The 14,358-nt window shown below is 62.9% G+C and carries 16 protein-coding genes; 6 read left to right on the forward strand and 10 right to left on the reverse strand.

Annotation, left to right across the window (positions count from 1 at the left end):
• Positions 1-29 precede the first annotated feature (29 nt).
• Genes ACEWPM_RS03700 through ACEWPM_RS03720 form a run of 5 tightly spaced genes read left to right on the forward strand, consistent with a single transcriptional unit; the run spans position 30 to position 4,095 of the window.
• Complete coding sequence (locus ACEWPM_RS03700) at positions 30-449, forward strand: VOC family protein (protein ID WP_393961855.1); 420 nt, start codon at positions 30-32, stop codon at positions 447-449.
• Entirely contained in the window at positions 446-1,240 is a 795-nt protein-coding gene (locus tag ACEWPM_RS03705) for an ABC transporter ATP-binding protein (protein ID WP_393961856.1), read from the forward strand. Before ACEWPM_RS03700 ends, ACEWPM_RS03705 begins: the two co-directional genes overlap by 4 nt.
• Positions 1,241-1,264: 24 nt before the next feature.
• Positions 1,265-2,140: an ABC transporter permease gene (locus ACEWPM_RS03710; protein ID WP_393961857.1), complete on the forward strand. Its 876-nt coding sequence runs from the start codon at positions 1,265-1,267 to the stop codon at positions 2,138-2,140.
• On the forward strand, positions 2,137-3,066 hold the full coding sequence (locus ACEWPM_RS03715; RefSeq protein WP_393961858.1) for an ABC transporter permease: 930 nt from the start codon (positions 2,137-2,139) through the stop codon (positions 3,064-3,066). Before ACEWPM_RS03710 ends, ACEWPM_RS03715 begins: the two co-directional genes overlap by 4 nt.
• A 33-nt stretch (positions 3,067-3,099) precedes the next feature.
• Positions 3,100-4,095, forward strand: coding sequence for an ABC transporter substrate-binding protein (locus tag ACEWPM_RS03720; protein ID WP_393961859.1), 996 nt, complete (start codon positions 3,100-3,102; stop codon positions 4,093-4,095).
• Between the two features lie 162 nt (positions 4,096-4,257).
• On the opposite strand, the gene aroA is transcribed toward ACEWPM_RS03720, so the two are convergent.
• The 8 genes from aroA to ACEWPM_RS03760 form a co-directional block, all read right to left on the reverse strand.
• Entirely contained in the window at positions 4,258-5,607 is a 1,350-nt protein-coding gene (gene aroA, locus ACEWPM_RS03725; protein ID WP_393961860.1) for a 3-phosphoshikimate 1-carboxyvinyltransferase, read from the reverse strand.
• Positions 5,608-5,675: 68 nt separating this feature from the next.
• Complete coding sequence (locus ACEWPM_RS03730; protein ID WP_393961990.1) at positions 5,676-6,518, reverse strand: lysophospholipid acyltransferase family protein; 843 nt, start codon at positions 6,516-6,518, stop codon at positions 5,676-5,678.
• Between the two features lie 131 nt (positions 6,519-6,649).
• The gene (locus ACEWPM_RS03735; protein WP_393961861.1) at positions 6,650-6,928 is read right to left on the reverse strand and encodes an HPr family phosphocarrier protein; all 279 of its coding nucleotides are present in this window, start codon (positions 6,926-6,928) and stop codon (positions 6,650-6,652) included.
• Between the two features lie 4 nt (positions 6,929-6,932).
• Positions 6,933-7,328, reverse strand: coding sequence for a PTS sugar transporter subunit IIA (locus ACEWPM_RS03740; protein WP_393961862.1), 396 nt, complete (start codon positions 7,326-7,328; stop codon positions 6,933-6,935).
• Positions 7,329-7,368: 40 nt separating this feature from the next.
• A complete protein-coding gene (rapZ, locus tag ACEWPM_RS03745) occupies positions 7,369-8,283 on the reverse strand; it encodes an RNase adapter RapZ (RefSeq protein WP_393961863.1) in 915 nt (304 codons plus the stop codon).
• Between the two features lie 12 nt (positions 8,284-8,295).
• Positions 8,296-8,730 carry an HPr kinase/phosphorylase gene (locus tag ACEWPM_RS03750; protein WP_393961864.1) on the reverse strand — a complete coding sequence of 145 codons (435 nt, stop codon included), beginning with the start codon at positions 8,728-8,730 and terminating at the stop codon, positions 8,296-8,298.
• Positions 8,731-8,734: 4 nt separating this feature from the next.
• Positions 8,735-10,444: a sensor N-terminal transmembrane domain-containing protein gene (locus tag ACEWPM_RS03755; RefSeq protein WP_393961865.1), complete on the reverse strand. Its 1,710-nt coding sequence runs from the start codon at positions 10,442-10,444 to the stop codon at positions 8,735-8,737.
• A 2-nt stretch (positions 10,445-10,446) separates the two neighbouring features.
• The gene (locus ACEWPM_RS03760) at positions 10,447-11,151 is read right to left on the reverse strand and encodes a response regulator transcription factor (protein ID WP_393930737.1); all 705 of its coding nucleotides are present in this window, start codon (positions 11,149-11,151) and stop codon (positions 10,447-10,449) included.
• Positions 11,152-11,530: 379 nt separating this feature from the next.
• On the opposite strand from ACEWPM_RS03760, the gene ACEWPM_RS03765 reads away from it, so the two are divergent.
• Entirely contained in the window at positions 11,531-13,129 is a 1,599-nt protein-coding gene (locus tag ACEWPM_RS03765; RefSeq protein WP_393961866.1) for a phosphoenolpyruvate carboxykinase, read from the forward strand.
• A 183-nt stretch (positions 13,130-13,312) separates the two neighbouring features.
• Here ACEWPM_RS03765 and ACEWPM_RS03770 read toward each other — a convergent pair whose 3' ends face one another.
• Positions 13,313-13,645 carry an AzlD domain-containing protein gene (locus ACEWPM_RS03770; protein WP_393961867.1) on the reverse strand — a complete coding sequence of 111 codons (333 nt, stop codon included), beginning with the start codon at positions 13,643-13,645 and terminating at the stop codon, positions 13,313-13,315.
• Positions 13,642-14,358: an AzlC family ABC transporter permease gene (locus ACEWPM_RS03775; RefSeq protein ID WP_393961868.1), complete on the reverse strand. Its 717-nt coding sequence runs from the start codon at positions 14,356-14,358 to the stop codon at positions 13,642-13,644. The genes ACEWPM_RS03770 and ACEWPM_RS03775 overlap by 4 nt, the downstream gene beginning before the upstream one ends.

Consider the following 14,358-nt stretch of genomic DNA (forward strand, 5'->3'; position numbering starts at 1 on the left):
GTTATCACCTCACCAATCGGCACAGCCCTATGACCTCATCCCCCACCCGCCCCGGCATTCTGGAAACCGCACTCTACGCCCGGGACCTGGGCACGGCGGCACGCTTCTACGCCGATATCGTCGGTCTGACCGAGCAATCGCGGGTCGAAGGGCGGCACGTCTTTTTCCGTTGTGAAGGCTCGATGCTGATGCTCTTCAATCCCGATGCGACGCAGGAAACCGGAAGCAAGCTGCCGGTGCCGCCCCACGGCGCGCTTGGCGAGGGCCATGTCTGCTTTCGCGCCGCGCCGGGCGAGCTGGACGTCTGGGCGGCACATCTCAAGAACAAGGGTATCGCCATCGAGGCCGATTTCGAATGGCCGAACGGGGCGCGGTCGATCTATGTGCGCGATCCGGCAAACAATTCGGTCGAATTCGCCGAAGCCAAACTCTGGGGGGTCGAGCCATGAAGGATACAGCCATCAAGGACACGGTCATCAGCGCTCAAAACCTCTCGCTCACCTTCGAGACGAATGACGGTCCGGTGCATGCGCTGAAAGACGTCTCGCTCGACGTCAAACAGGGCGATTTTGTCAGCTTCATCGGCCCCTCGGGCTGCGGAAAAACCACCTTTCTGCGCGTCATGGCCGACCTTGAGCACCAAACGGCGGGCACAATCACGGTCAATGGTGTGACGCCCGAAGAGGCGCGCCGGAACCGCGCCTATGGCTACGTCTTCCAGGCTGCCGGCCTATATCCGTGGCGCACGATTGGCGGCAATATTCGCCTGCCGCTAGAGATCATGGGCTACTCCAAAGACGAGCAAGCGCGCCGCACCGACGAGGTGCTGGAGCTGGTCGAGCTTGGGGGATTTGAAAAGAAATTTCCGTGGCAACTCTCTGGCGGCATGCAGCAGCGTGCCTCGATCGCGCGTGCGCTGGCCTTCGATGCCGATATCCTGCTCATGGACGAGCCGTTCGGCGCGCTCGACGAAATCGTGCGCGACCACCTCAATGAACAGCTTCTCAAGCTTTGGGACCGCACCGGCAAGACGATCTGCTTTGTCACACATTCCATTCCGGAGGCGGTCTATCTGTCGACTCGGATCGTCGTCATGTCCCCGCGCCCCGGCCGCATCGCGGATGTGATCGACAGCCCCCTGCCCCGGACTCGCCCGCTGGATATCCGCGACAGCCAGCAGTTCATCGACATCGCCCACCGCGTCCGCGAGGGGCTGCGTGCGGGGCACGGCGATGATTGACCGCGGCGCAGCAGAGCCAACAACATGAGAAACGTCTTTCCCGTTCTCACCGTCGTCGCCGCCATTCTGGCCTTATGGTATGTTGCCGCCGTCCCGCTCAACGCGCCATGGGCCTACGACAAGGCGAAGCGGGCTGACATCACCCTGAGCACGGCGGATCTGGTGGCCGATACCTGGAGCCAGGACAAACCCAAACTGCCCGTTCCGCACCAGGTGGCGGCCGAGATTTGGGATACGACCGGCGCTATGGTGTTGAAAGGCCGCGGATTTTCCAAACGCTCGCTGATCTATCACAGCTGGGTCACGTTCAGCGCCACGATGCTGGGTTTCGTTCTGGGCACCGGACTCGGCGTTCTACTGGCTGTCGGGATCGTGCATAATCGCACGATGGACAAAAGCGTGATGCCCTGGATCATCGCCAGCCAGACGGTGCCGATCATCGCCATCGCGCCGATGATCATCGTGGTGCTCAATGCCATAGGCATCTCGGGGCTGCTGCCCAAGGCGATGATCTCGATGTATCTTTCGTTCTTTCCGGTGGTCGTGGGCATGGTCAAAGGGCTGCGCAGCCCCGACGCGATGCAGCTGGACCAGATGCGCACCTGGAATGCCAGCCGCGCGCAGACCTTTCGGTATCTGCGCTTGCCTTCGTCGATGCCCTACTTCTTTACCTCGCTCAAAATCGGCATGGCGGCCAGCCTCGTCGGGGCGATCATCGGAGAATTGCCGACAGGCGCGGTCGCGGGCCTCGGGGCACGCCTGCTTGCAGGCAGCTACTACGGGCAGACCATTCAGATCTGGAGTGCGCTCTTGATGGCGGCGCTGTTGGCAGCGGTCCTTGTCGGACTCATCGGCGCCATACAAAGGATTGCACTAACACGCATGGGGATGGGGCGATGACGACGCAAGCAAAGACGTCCGGCATGCCGGGTGGGATCTATGCCATCGCCGTCGCGCTGGCCTGTGTGGTTGGCATCAGCATCCTGAGCCCCACTCTGGCCCTGCTGCTGGTCGTATGGCTGGTCGGGTGGCGCTTCAATTCCTGGCTGGCGCGCTATGAGACGCGCGCAGCCCGGTTTCTGGTTCCGGTGATTTTCGGCCTCTCTGTCCTCGCCTTGTGGGAAATTGCTGTGCGCGGCTTTGGCATCAGCCCGGTCCTTCTGCCAGCGCCCAGCGATATCGCGCAGACCTTCGCAGCCTCGACCGGTCTGCTCTGGCAGGATTTTGTCCAGACCGTCATCAAGGGCGCGATGAGCGGCTATATCATCGGCTGCTGCGCGGCCTTTGCCATGGCCATCGCGGTAGACAGATTTCCCTTTCTGCAGCGCGGCCTCTTGCCCGTGGGCAATTTCATGGCCGCCCTGCCCATCATCGGCCTCGCCCCAATTCTGGTCATGTGGTTCGGCTTCGACTGGCAGTCGAAGGCTGCCGTGGTCGTCGTCATGGTCTTTTTTCCCATGCTGGTGAATACGGTGCAGGGGCTTGCCGATACCGGCGCGATGCAACGCGACCTGATGCGCACCTATGCCGCCAGCTATTGGCAGACCCTGCTGAAACTGCGCCTGCCCGCCGCGCTGCCCTTCATCTTCAACGGGCTAAAGATTGCGACGACACTGGCGCTGATCGGGGCGATCGTGGCAGAATTCTTTGGCTCGCCCACGAAGGGCATGGGATTCCGAATCTCGATCTCGGTCGGGCAACTGGCGATGGACCTTGTCTGGGCCGAGATCGTGGTAGCGGCGCTGGCCGGATCGGCGTTTTATGGCGTCATTGCACTGACCGAGAAGGCACTGACTTTCTGGCACCCGTCCCAACGGGGCCGGTAAACGAAAAAAAATCAACCAATAGGGAGACTTGAAATGAAAAATCTGACAACCCGGATCGGGCTGGCCGGTCTTGCACTGATTGGAGCCGGTGCGGCGCAGGCGGCGGATGATGTGACGCTGCAGCTCAAATGGGTGACACAAGCACAGTTCGCGGGCTATTACGTCGCACAGGATCAGGGCTTCTACGGCGAAGAGGATCTGAACGTGACGATCAAGCCGGGCGGCCCCGATATCGCGCCCGCGCAGGTCATCGCGGGCGGTGGCGCGGATGTGGTCGTCGACTGGATGCCCTCGGCCATGGCCAGCCGCGAAAAGGGGCTGGACCTCGTCAATATCGCGCAGCCCTTCAAATCGTCAGGGATGATGCTGACCTGCCGCAAGGACAGCGGCGTCGAGACGCCCGAGGACTTCCCCGGCAAGACCCTTGGCGTGTGGTTCAGCGGCAACGAGTACCCCTTTCTCAGCTGGATGAACAAGCTCGGTATCCCCACCGATGGCTCGGATGGTGGCGTCACCGTGCTCAAGCAGGGCTTCAACGTCGATCCTCTGCTGCAACGCCAGGCGGCCTGCATTTCGACCATGACTTATAACGAGTATGGTCAGGTGCTGGATGCCGGTCTGACGCCCGAGGAGCTGGTCGTGTTCAAGTATGAGGATCAGGGCGTCTCGACCCTGGAGGACGGGCTTTACGTGCTGGGCGAAAACCTCGAGGATCCGGCCTTCGTCGACAAAATGGCGCGCTTTGTCCGCGCTTCGATGAAGGGCTGGAAATGGGCCGAGGAGAATCCCGAGGAGGCCGCAATGATCGTGCTCGACAACGATGCGAGCGGCGCCCAGACTGAAAAGCACCAGATCCGCATGATGCAGGAGATTGCCAAGCTGACCGCAGGCAGCAACGGCGCGCTCGATCCGGCCGACTTCAAGCGGACGATTGACTCGCTGCTCTCTGGCGGCTCGGACCCGGTCATTACCGGCGATCCCGGCGACGCCGCCTGGACGCATGAGGTGACCGACAAAGCGCTGAATTGAGGCGGTTCTGAACATTGAAAGACGAGGCGCGTCCAGAGATGGGCGCGCCTTTTTTGTCGGATATGAACGTATTGAGACGGCGGAGCCTTCGGCGAGGATATTTTCAGCCAGAAGAAACGGGGCGCGATTACTGCTTCATCCTGGGTCCAATACGCAGGGCCATCAGGCGCTGCGCGTGATCTGTGCGCCGAGGCGGTCCATCAGAGGCTCGAAGATCGGAAAGGACGTGGCGATCGGGCTGCCGTCGTCTACCAACACAGGCGCGTTCGCGCCCATTCCAAGGATCAGGAAAGACATGGCGATGCGGTGGTCGAGATGGCTGGCGCAGGTGGCGCCTCCAGGCACGTTGCCGTGGCCGCGGCCGTTGACGATCCACCAATCCGGCCCATCCTCGACCTCGACACCGTTTGCACGCAGGCCAGTGGCCATGGCCTCGATCCGGTCGGATTCCTTGACGCGGAGTTCGGCAACGCCGCGCATCACCGTTTGCCCTTCCGCGAAGGCGGCGACGACCGACAGCACCGGGTATTCGTCGATCATCGAGGCCGCGCGGGCGGGATCCACCTCGATCCCTTCGAGATCGGGCGAAAAGCGGGCGCGCAGGTCGGCCACAGGCTCGCCGCCTTCAAGGCGCTCATTCTCGTAGGTGAGGTCCGCGCCCATCTCGCGCAGCGTAGTGAAGAGGCCCGCACGGGTCGGGTTGAGGCCGATATTGGGAACCAGCACGTCCGAGCCGGGCACGATAAGCGCCGCGCAGACGGGAAAGGCCGCCGAGCTGGGATCGCGCGGCACGTCGATCTCTTGGGCGCGCAACTCTGGCTGGCCTGTCAGGGTGATGACGCGGCCCTCTTTGCTATCCTCGGCGCGAATGGTCGCGCCGAAGCCTCCCAGCATCCGCTCGGAATGATCACGGGTCGCCTCGCGTTCGATCACCACCGTCTCGCCGGGGGCATTGAGCCCGGCGAGGAGGACCGCCGATTTCACCTGTGCGGAGGGAACCGGCGTGGTGTAGCGCACCGGCACAGGCTCGGCCGCGCCGACGATGGTCATGGGCAGGCGCCCCCCGGCGCGGCCATAGCTCTGCGCGCCGAAGAGAGCCAGCGGATCAGTCACGCGCGCCATCGGGCGCTTGTTGAGGGAGGCATCGCCGGTGAATGTCGCCGTGATGGGCGAGGTCGCCATCGCCCCCATGATCAGGCGCACGCCGGTGCCCGAATTGCCGCAATCAATCACATTTGATGGCTCGGCAAAGCCGCCCACCCCGACGCCATGCACCGACCATGCGCCGCCCCCGTAATCGGTGACCTCGGCGCCGAAGGCCCGCATGGCGCGCGCAGTGTCGAGCACATCCTCGCCCTCCAGAAGACCGGTAATCCGCGTCTCGCCCACGGCCATCGCGCCTAGAATCAGGGCGCGGTGCGAGATGGACTTGTCGCCCGGCACATCCGCCGTGCCGGTCAGCGGGCCGCATTTGGCCGAACTCATGGGGATGGGGGTGCCGTGGCCTGACATGCGCGCGCCTTTGCCTGAATTGCGTTTCGGACCTGATAGCGCACTCGCGCGGAGTGGTCCATCGCAGGCTACGCCCCGCCAGTCCCACTCAAAGAGAGAGTGTGCGCCCGCAACCATGTCATGAAACCGCGCGGATCGCGCCCCAGCATTTCCATCCGCTCGTCCGAGACGGGCGCGCCGACCACCGGTTTTTGCGGGCGGTTGCAGCTGTGGACCACCTCATGCAGCAAGAGGCCCTGCCGCAGAGTTGCCGAAATGCGGTTGGCCATCTGATACCAACGGCTGTTCGAACCCGGAAAATAGATCGGCACCACCTTGGCGCCCGAGCGGCGGATCATCTGCGCGGTGAACACGTTCCACTCTCGCTCGATGGCCGGGCCGAACATGGTGTCCGATGAGGCCACGACGCCCGAGGGAAAGACGCTGATCAGTCCGCCCTCCTTGAGGTGCGCCATCGCATTGGCGCGCATTTCCACGGATTTGCGCTGCGCGTCAGGTTCGTGCGGGAAAGGCACCGGGATCATGTAGCTGGCGGCGACCTCGTCTATGCCGGTCAGCAGGGCGCGTGTCAGAATCTTGTAATCGGTGCGGCGCCGGCCGATGAGATCGGCCAGGATCATGCCATCGACCAGACCATGAGGATGGTTGGCCACCGCGACGACCGGCCCGGTCAGCGGGATGTTCTCAAGCTCGCTATCCGGGGTCAGCAGGTCGATGCCCATCGTATCGAGCGAGGCACGCCAAAAGGCTTGCCCGGTGGGCGCGCCGCGCCGCTCGAAATCTCGGATCATGCGGATGATCGCCAGCTTGCCGGTCATCCACTCGATCCCCCGGATCGTGGCGGCGGTCAGCGGAGCATCGAAGGAATTGGAATAGGTCAGGCTGCGCCTGTCATATTTGGGAAAGGTCATCGTCGCATCGCCGGACGCGGTATGTGCGAACTGTTCCGCGCCGCCCTGGCCGGATGCCTGATGCCGTTCGTCGCGTTGATCGATTGCCAAGTTGGACCGTTCCAATCCGTCGCTCCGCGCGCGGTTGCGCGCTACATGTCTTCCCCGAACCTGGCCGCAACCAAGGCGGCTACCGCATCGGCCAGCGCCTCGGCATCCGGGCCGCGGGTTTCGACGTCAATAGTGCTTCCCATCGCGGCTGCCAACATCAAAAGGCCCATGATGCTGTCGCCGCTGGCCGATTGACCATCATAGGAAACCTCTGCAGACGCATCGAATCCTTCGACCACCTCGACCAGCTTGGCCGAGGCGCGGGCATGCAGGCCCTTGACGTTGACGATCTCCAGTTTTCGCGTCACGGGTGCGGACATAGGCTTAATCTTCCACTGAAATATTCTGGCTGTCGATGTACTTGCGCGCGGCATGAAGCGCGTCGCGCACCGCATCAGGCAGCGGCTTGTCCCGGCTTTTCGCCAACTTGATCAGCATGGGCAGGTTCGCACCATAGAGCATGCGGCGGTCACCGCTGCGGCAGGCGGGAAGCGACAGGTTGGAGGGAGATCCGCCGAACATGTCGGTCACGACCGCCACCCCCTCGCCCCGATCGACGTCGCGAGCCGCCTGGGTGATTTCGGCTGTCTTGGCTTCGCGGTCATCGCCGCTTTCGACCGAGATGGCGCGAATGCCCTGCTGCGGTCCGACGACATGCTCGATCGCGGCCAGATACTCACGTGCCAGCCCGCCGTGCGCTACGATGACGATCCCGATCAACGCCTTGTTATCCTTGTCTATCCGCCCCGGTCACAGCCAGTTACGTGTCGCTCGCCGGGCGCTCGAGTTCTCGGTGCCTAGTTGACACCTGCCACCCCCCTTCTGCAAGGGTGCGCGCCAAAGTTTCCGCCATGGCAACCGAACGATGCTGGCCGCCGGTGCATCCCAGCGCGATCGAGAGATAGGACTTGCCCTCGGCCTCGAAGGCCGGCAGCAGCAGATCCATCATCCTGCTCAGCTGGGCGTGAAAGGCCTCGAACCGCGGATCGGTGGCGACATAGCGCGCCACCTCCGGCGCCCGGCCATCCAGCGCGCGCAGGCCGGGCTCCCAATACGGGTTCTTCAGGAACCGGCAGTCGAAGACCATGTCAATGCCGCGCGGCAGCCCGCGCTTGTAGGAGAAGGAATGCACCGAGACGGCCAGTCGCGCAGCGCGGCCGGGGCTGATCCACTGCTCCAGCTCAGCGCGCAGCTCATGCGGGCTAAGCTCGGACGTGTCGATCAGGATGTCGGCACGTGTGCGCACGGCGCGCAACAGGTCCATCTCGCGCGCGATGCCGATCTGTGCGCTTTCTGCCGGGGCGAGAGGATGGCGGCGGCGCGTTTCGGAAAATCGGCGCAGCAGCACATCCGGGCGGCAATCCACAAACAAGAGCTGCACATGCCGGTCTCCACCCGCCGAGAGCTGGTCGACCGCGTCGATCACCGCCGCTGCCGAAAAGTCGCGATTGCGCGGATCGACGCCCAGCGCCATGGGCCGGTCCGGCGACGTGCCGCCACCACTGGGCGCATTCAGCAACCGCGGAAGAAGGCTGAGCGGCAGATTGTCGATCGCCTCATAGCCCATATCCTCCAGCGCGCGGATCGCCGTGCTGCGGCCCGCGCCCGAGGGCCCCGTAACCAGAACCAGCGGCGGCGCCGTGCCCTGCGGTGTCGATGTCCTGCTCTCACTCATATACCCACGTCCTCACTCAGCGCGTCCATGCAACAGATAGAGGTGAACAGCCGCCGGAAAATACTCTGCGGCACTGCCCCGCACCAGGGGAAGCGGCAGGCCCAGGATCGTCTCGGCCTCTTCGGGCGGCAGGCGCGGCGGATCCTCAAACCCCAGATCAACGACCAGTGCCGCGGGCGTCGGCCCCGCTGCCGGCGCATTCAATATCCCGACGCCGCGCGCCTCGATCCGGCCCTGGATGGCCGGGGGCGCGTCCAGCATGAGAGCGCCGCCCTCGCGCCATAAGCAGGTTCGATCATCTGAGACAAGCACGCCTCCCATTGCGATAAGTTGCAGTGCCAGAGACGACTTGCCCGAGCCGGAGGCGCCCCGGATCAACACGGCGCGGCCGGTGACCGCGACGCTTGAGGCGTGCAGCATCTGCATCCCCGACGGATCGTTGGACATCGGCCTAGACCGGCAGGCCGACGACAAAACGCGCGCCCAGCGGGTCCGAGGTGATATCCGCATCCGTCGGGCGAATATTCTCGGCCCAGATCACGCCGCCATGCGCCTCGACGATCTGCTTGGAGATCGCAAGGCCGAGGCCGGAATTGTTGCCGAAATCCTTGGCGCTACGCTGCGAATAGAACCGCTGGAAAATCTTCGTCAGTGCCTGATCGGGAATGCCGGGGCCAGTATCCTCAACCACGATCAGCACGCGGTTCTCACGGCGGCGGGCCCAGATGCGGATCGCGTCGCCCTCCTCGCAGAAGCTGGTCGCGTTTGAGATCAGATTGACAAAGACTTGCGCCAAACGTGCCTCAAGGCCATTGATGACGATTGGCTGGCTGGGAAAATCGGTGATGAACTCGATGCCCTTCTCGCCGGCCTGCTGGCCCAGATATTCGCCGAGATTGCGCATCATGGTCAGCAGATCGAAAGGCTCTTCCTCTTCCTTGACCAATTCGCTGTCGAGGCGCGAGGCATTCGAGATATCACTGACAAGCCGGTCGAGGCGGCGCACATCGTGGTCGATGACATCCAGCAGTTTTTCGCGCTGATCGTCCCGCTTGGCCACGCGCATGGTGCCCACGGCGCTGCGCAGGCTGGCAAGGGGGTTCTTGATCTCATGGGCGACATCGGCCGCGAACTGCTCGTTCCCGTCGATCCGGTTGTAGAGCGCGGCGACCATGCCGCGCAGCGCGCCTGAAAGGCGCCCGATTTCATCCGGGCGGGCCGTTAAATCGGGGATACGGATCCGGCCCGCCCCCTGCTTGCCGCGGTTGCGCGCGCCGCCGATCTCGGCTGCGGCGGCCAGATCGGCCAGCGGATGCGCGATGGTCGAGGCCAGTATCAGGCTGAGGCCGATGGAGACGAGCGTGGCGATCAGGAACATCTGCAGGATCCGCTCGCGCTCGGACATGACCAGATAGTCGATTTCGCCGGTCGCACTGATCATCGACACGGCGCCCACGGGGGTCTCATCCTGCAGGATCGGAGTCGAGATCACGAACACCGCGCCGCCATCGACCTCGGCGGTTGTCACCTGCGTGCCGCCCTGAAGCGCCAAATCCACCTGGGCGCGGGCGATTTCTTCCAGATCGGGCGCAGTGGCGTCCTGCTGGGCGGTAAAGGGCTTCGACAGCCAATCCCAAAGGCGGGCCAGCGCGTCGGTGATCAGCGTCGGCTGATCCTCGGCGGAGTTGGCGGGGCGATCCGCCGTACCGGTCATGCGGCCCGCCAGCGCGCCCGCCGCGTCGAACACGAACACCTCGGCCCCATCCTGTACATCCAGCCGCGACAGGGTTGTATCCACATCGACACCGTCCCCGGTGATGAGGTTGACCGGCGAGCGGGCAGGCATCTGCACTTCGAAAATATTGGCCACCAGTTCGGCTTCGCCGACCAGGCCACTCATGCGTTGCAGGGCAAGCCCGTCGCGCGATGAATTGAGATAAAGGATTCCGGCGACAAGGATGTTCAGCGCGATCAGGTTGAAGATGATGATCTTGCGCGCCAGAGGCGACTCGCGCAGCGAGAAAAAGCCGCGCCGCGCCCGGCGCTGACGCAACTCATCCTCGACAACGTTGTCCGGCGCGACGAAATCTTCGCCGAGAACCACGTCGCCATCCCGTCCCGGTGCCGCCTCGCGCACGTCAATCCCCTCGGCCAGAGCCACGTTTATTCTTCGTTGTATCTGTAACCGATGCCGTAGAGCGTCTCAATCGCGGAGAATTCCGGATCGACCTGGCGCAGCTTCTTGCGCAGACGCTTGATGTGACTGTCGATGGTGCGGTCGTCGACATAGACCTGATCGTCATAGGCCACATCCATCAGCTGGTCCCGGCTTTTTACGAAACCCGGGCGCTGCGCGAGCGCCTGAAGCAACAGGAATTCGGTGACGGTCAAAGAGACGTCCGAGCCCTTCCACGCCACCGCGTGGCGCAGCGGATCCATGCGCAGCTCGCCGCGCTCGATTACCTTGCCCTCTTCGGCATCGACGGCAGTCACGTTCCCATCCAGCGCATCCTGCCGGCGGAGCAGCGCACGGATCCGCTCGACAAGAAGCCTTTGGGAAAATGGCTTTTTCACATAGTCATCCGCGCCCATACGCAGGCCCAACACCTCGTCGATCTCGTCATCCTTGGAGGTGAGAAAGATCACCGGCATCTGCGATTTCTGGCGCAGACGCTGCAAGAGGTCCATCCCGTCCATGCGCGGCATCTTGATGTCGAGCACGGCCATGTCCGGCAGCTTCTTGGAAAATGCATCAAAGGCCTGCTGGCCGTCATTATAAGTCTCGACCTCGAAGCCTTCTGCCTCGAGGGTCATGGAAACGGATGTCAGAATATTCCTGTCATCGTCCACAAGGGCGATTTTGGACATTTAGCTATTCCTTGTACTGCTCAGATTGCCTGATTTTTTCAATCAGTATGCCGTTCTTTGCGCGTGGCGATCAATCCCAATTCGCGAATCACGCCCTTTTCACCCTCCATTTGAAGGCGTTTTTCATAACCAATGGCTAATATGACTCACTTTTTGGACCCATTCTGCGCATGATTTGTGCAAATTGCCGCCGGATGGGCGCGATTGCGCTAACGGCCATTTGGTTGCGCTAACGCGTGCAAAGCCGCCTGTTCAATCCCTGAAACCGCATGCTAAGAGACGCGTGAGCCATCGGTGGACGCCCGCGAATTCCGATCAATCGGTCTCCGCGCAGTGCATCCAAGGAGCGGCCAAGACCAATTATCGGAGAGAGATTGTCATGACATTGGGACGGGTAAACCCGAAATTCCGCCTTGAGGATCAGGGGATCGATGGGCTGGACAGCGTCCACTACAATCTGATCGAGCCTGCGCTGATCGAGGCCGCTCTGAAAAGCGGTGAAGGCACTCTCGGCCGCGGCGGCGCTTTCCTGGTCTCCACGGGCAAGTTCACGGGCCGTTCGCCGCAAGACAAACACGTTGTGGCGACCGACAGCGTCAAGGACAGTATCTGGTGGGATAACAACGCCGCCATGTCGCCCGAAGGGTTCGATGCCCTCTATGAAGATATGCTGACGCATATGAAGGGCGGCACCTATTATGTGCAGGACCTCGTAGGCGGCGCCGATCCGGCCTATGCGATCAAGGTCCGCATGGTGACCGAACTGGCCTGGCACGGTCTTTTCATCCGCCACCTGCTGCGCCGCCCCGACCGTGAGGCGCTGGACAATTTCGTCGCCGATTTCACCGTCATCAACTGCCCCAGCTTTCAGGCGAACCCGGCCAAGCATGACTGCCGCTCGGAAACGGTGATCGCGATGAATTTCGACCGCAAGATCATCCTGATCGGCGGCACCGAATACGCAGGCGAGAACAAGAAATCCGTCTTTTCGCTGCTCAACTATCTGCTCCCCGAAAAAGACGTGATGCCGATGCATTGCTCGGCCAACCACGCCAAGGGCAACCCCGTCGATACCGCCATCTTTTTTGGCCTTTCCGGCACGGGCAAGACCACCCTGTCGGCCGATCCTGACCGCACGCTGATCGGAGATGACGAGCATGGCTGGTCGGATCGCGGCACCTTCAACTTCGAGGGCGGCTGCTATGCCAAGACGATCAACCTCAACCCCGAGGCCGAGCCCGAGATCTATGCGACCACCTCGAAATTCGGCACCGTGATCGAAAACATGGTCTATGACGAAGAGACCAAGGAGCTTGATTTCGACGACGACAGCCTGACTGCAAACATGCGCTGCGCCTATCCGCTGGAATATATCTCGAATGCCAGTGACACGGCACTGGGCGGGCACCCCAAGAACATCATCATGCTGACCTGCGACGCATTTGGTGTGCTGCCCCCAATTGCCCGGCTGACGCCGGCGCAGGCGATGTATCACTTCCTGTCAGGCTTTACCTCCAAGGTCGCCGGCACCGAGCGTGGCGTGACCGAACCCGAGCCGACCTTCTCGACCTGCTTCGGTGCCCCCTTCATGCCGCGCCGCCCTGAGGTTTATGGCAACCTGCTGCGCCAGAAGATCGCCAAGCACGGCGCGACCTGCTGGCTGGTCAACACCGGCTGGACGGGCGGCGCCTATGGCACCGGCTCGCGCATGCCGATCAAGGCGACGCGCGCCCTGCTGACAGCCGCGCTCGACGGCTCGCTGGGGGATGTGGAGTTCCGGACGGATGCCAATTTCGGCTTCGAAGTGCCGATCGATGCACCGGGCGTGCCCACCGTCCTGCTGGACCCGCGCCGCACCTGGGACAAGCCCGACAGCTATGACCGCCAGGCGACCAAGCTGGTCAGGATGTTCGCGGAAAACTTCGAGCAGTACCTGCCGCATATCGATCAGGATGTGAAGGCGGCGGCCATCGGCTGAGCTTGACGGGCACTGACAAATGACAAGGGCGTGCCGATCGGCGCGCCCTTTCTCTATATGAGCCATCGAAACTTCGGGGCTTTGCCCCGGACCCCAGGACATTGTCAGCAAGAAGAACGAGCGGGTTTTTCTTTTTGCTGAGAACATCCCTGTCGAAGGCATTCGTCTTTTTTGGCGCGGCGCTTAGCCGAAAAGATAGAGCATACCATAGAGCGCGGCGGCCCCGGCAAGGATTGCTGCGACCACGTTGCGCGTGGCAAGCCCGACCAGGATCGTGGCGCAGGCCGCCGTCATGCGCGGCAGGTCCAGTGCGCCCCCTGTCGCGGGCGGCCAGACCACCATCGGTGCAACCAGCCCCGGCAGGACGGCGACAGCGGTATAGCGCAGGTGACGGAGTATCCATGCGGGGAGCGGCCGGTCCCCGATGAGGCCCAGGAATACAAAACGCAGCCCATAGCTGCCGAGGCCGAGGCAGATGATCGTGATCCAGATGTCGAGTGTGGCGATATCCCTCATGGCACAGACTGCCGGCGGGTCATCATCAGCTCGACCTGCGCGCCCGCCATCATGCCCACCACGCCTGCCACCAGAAGGCCCATGCTATAGGGCATGAAGGCCAGCAACAGCGCGACGGCGATGGAGGTGAGCGCCGCCGCCACATGGGCCAGCGTGCGCAGCATGGGCGCGATCATCGCGAGGAACGTGATGGGCACCGCGAAATCCAACGCAAATTCCGGCGGGATGCGCCCGCCGACCAGCGCGCCAATGACCGTGAAGAGCAGCCAGAGCGGCATGAGCGGCGTGACTGCGCCAAAATAGAACGCGATCTTCTGCCGCATGCTCCAGCCGGGATGTTTTTCGTAGGCAAGGATGGAGCAGGCATAAGCCTGATCGACCATGCAATAGGCCACCATCGCCCGCATGCCCAATGGCGCCTCGCCAAGATGCGGCGTCAGCGAGGCCGAATACATCGCCATCCGCAGGTTGACCGCCAGCGCGGTGACCACGACGATGATCGTCGGCGCGTGCTCGGTCAGAAGCTGAACCGCGGTGAACTGCGCGGCACCCGCGACGACCAGGATCGAGAAGGAAAACGTCTCGATCAGCGTCAGCCCCGCCTCGGTCGCCACGACGCCGAAGAGGAGCGCGAAAGGCACCAGCACCAGGATGAAAGGCGCGCCCGCGCCCACGCCTTGCCAGTAGGTGGATTTGGTGCTTTGTGGTGTCAT

It is taken from the genome of Roseovarius maritimus, from assembly GCF_043355895.2.
GTDB classification, from domain to species: domain Bacteria; phylum Pseudomonadota; class Alphaproteobacteria; order Rhodobacterales; family Rhodobacteraceae; genus Roseovarius; species Roseovarius maritimus.